At 67.1% G+C, this 2,751-nt stretch carries 1 protein-coding gene and 1 pseudogene; both read left to right on the top strand.

Annotated features, from left to right (window positions below; translation table 11 throughout):
- Nucleotides 1-312, top strand: a pseudogene (locus tag LQV45_RS24375) (aminoacyl-tRNA hydrolase); the annotation flags it as partial.
- A gap of 238 nt (nucleotides 313-550) precedes the next feature.
- Nucleotides 551-2,751, top strand: a 2,201-nt coding sequence (locus tag LQV45_RS24380; RefSeq protein WP_230009192.1) for an AAA family ATPase, incomplete at its 3' end; no start/stop codon positions are given.

Raw genomic sequence — 2,751 nt, forward strand, 5'->3', positions numbered from 1 at the left:
GCCGTCCATGACGAGATCGACATCCCCTTCGACACCGTGCGGCTCAAGATCGGCGGCGGCGAAGGCGGCCACAACGGACTGCGCGACATCTCCAAGGCCCTGGCCACCAAGGACTACCTGCGCGTGCGGGTCGGCGTCGGGCGTCCGCCCGGACGGATGGAGACCGCGGACTTTGTCCTGCGTGACTTTTCCGCGCCGGAGAAAAAAGAACTGCCCTTCCTCATCGACTCAGCTGCCGACGCCGTCGAACTCCTGGTCCGGGACGGCCTCACCGCCGCCCAACAAAAGTTCCACCCCGCCAAGGCGACGTAGCCCTCCCGGACGTAAACGCAGGCAAAACAGCACGCAGCCGAAACGCCCCGACCGCGGGCCGGCCCGGGCCCGCGGCAGGCGGGCGACGACTAAGTTGCATGCCGATTGCGTGTTTCCTTTCCAAGCTTTCCGCATTCCAGCTATGATCTGTCTACTCTCACGTCGGGGGATAGGGATACGCTACTTCTAAGTGGGCAGTCCGGGGTTGCTGTCTGCAAAGCGGTACGAAGGAAACTACATGTCGAGGGATTCGCTGGGCTGGGGGAATGTTTCCACTACATTGGCACCCGCCGAAGAAGAACATGCTGCCGGCCAGGTCGCGAGGCACGGCTGGTCCGGTTTGGCGCGGAACGCTGATGCCGAGCGTGTCCGCCAGGAACTGCTTGCCCAGGACCGGATGGGCGTCGTCATCACCGGCGACCGCGGCGTGGGCAAAACGCTTGTCGGCCGGACCGCCCTCGCGGGCTTCGGCCCCGAGGTGTACACCATCCAGCTCCGCAGTTCGGGGCCGGGTTCGGCAACGCCGTACGGCTGCCTCGCCTTCACCCTTGCGCGGCTCCCGCAGAGTTCCCTGGGCTCGCCGACCGCCATCCTGCACGGCATTACCTCGCTGATCCGCGACGACGCCGCCGGCCGCCAGTGCGTGATCCTGCTCGACAACGCCGGCGCCCTCGATGAACTCAGCACCGGGGTCCTGCTCAACCTGCTCCAGACCCGGACCGCCCGGTTGATCGCAACGGCCCAGCGCACCACTGACCTTCCGCCCGATTTCTACTGGCTCATCACTTCCGGCCAGCTCGCCGAGGTCCGGCTCGCCAACCTGACCGAGCTCGAGACGCTGGAGGTCCTGCAGTCAGCTTTGGGCCATCGGGTCTCGACCGCCCTGGCAAGCCAGCTGCACCAGCTGGTCGGCGGCAGCCCCACGCTCCTGCAGGCCGTCGTCTCCGAACAAATCGAACGCGGAAACCTGGTCCTGTCCGGATCCGTGTGGACACTGCTCGATGAGGTTGTGCTGGATGGCCGCACGGCGCTGGAGGATATCGTCCGGGCCAGGTATGCCAGGGAAACACCCGAGGCCCGGGAGGTCATCGACGTCCTCTCCTGCGCCCGGACCCTGCCCCTGTCCCGGCTCGCCAGGATGTACAGCCCCGGTGTCATCGCCGACATGGAAGAGGCCGGCCAGATCGTGGTCGACCGCGCGGACCGGCACCTCGTTACGCTGGGCGACCGCTACCTCGGCGACATTGTCCGCAACTGGCTCAGCGTGGAGCGCCGGCTGGAGCTCCGGGACAAGGTCCCCGGACACCAGGAACATGAACTGGACGAACTGACAGTCGAAGACCTGCTGGCCTACGCGGCGTGGACCCACGACTGCCACGCCCAGCTGGCCCCCGCCCACGCCGTCGCGGCTGCCAGTGCCGCCGTCAAGCTCTTCGACCCGAAATTTGCCCTCAAATGCGCCGGCAGCCTCTCTCCCTCGGACCCTGAATGGGCCGAAGGGCAGCTCCAGAAATCGGCTGCCTACCTCCAGCTCGGCCTGCCGCTGCAGGCCATGTCCGCGCTGGACGACGTCTCCGAACGGCAGGTCAACGGCCTTGCGGCCGAGAACTTCGCCGAATTCATCGCGGCGAAGGCTGACTGCATGGCGTGGCTGGACGACCGCTCCGGCCAGGTCCCCGAACTGCTTGGGCAGGCCAGGGTACGGCTCCAGGACCTGAGCCTGGACGAGCCGTCCCCCGCCCCTGCGGCGCTTGCCCGGGCGGGGCTCTGCCTGGATCTGTGCGAGTTCAACTATTTCTCTTTCATCGGGGATTTCCAGCCCATGATGCAGCGGCTTACCACCGCGGCCACCACGGACGTGCCCGGCGCCGATCCCGTGCACCGGCTCAGGTCGGCCATCATCCTGATGGAGGCCTGGTCCATGACCGGCCACGAACTCGACGCCCGCAAACTCATGCGGGAAATCGGCGGACAGCTGGGCGAGTGGTCCAACGTGCCGCGCATCCGGGAAAACTTCGCCTGGCGCTCTTTCAACGTGCTGCTCCTCTCGGGCCTTTGGCGCCAAGCCATCGACATGCTCAAGGACGCGAGCGGCCGGGCCGGGCACGGGCTGCATTCCGGCAGCGCCGCAACGGACCTCGCCGTCGGACTCGCCTATGTCTATGCCGGCCGCGGGTACATGGCTCTGGATCCGTTGCTGGCCGCGATCGCCCAGCTGGAGGTGCGGGCGAGCCTGCAGTCCCTGCGCCAGGCCTACGCCGCCACTGCTTTTGCCTACGCCCAGACCGGCAACTCGGTCCAGGCCACGATCTACCTGGACCGGGCCCGCTCGGCTGACGGCCCGGCCCGCTTCACGGTCGGCAGTTCCACCGAGTTCTGCATGGATATGGCGTCGCGGTGGCTCGGTGACCCCGAAGCCAAGGACCGGCTGATACGGAC

The organism is Microbacterium sp. Bi128 (assembly GCF_918698205.1).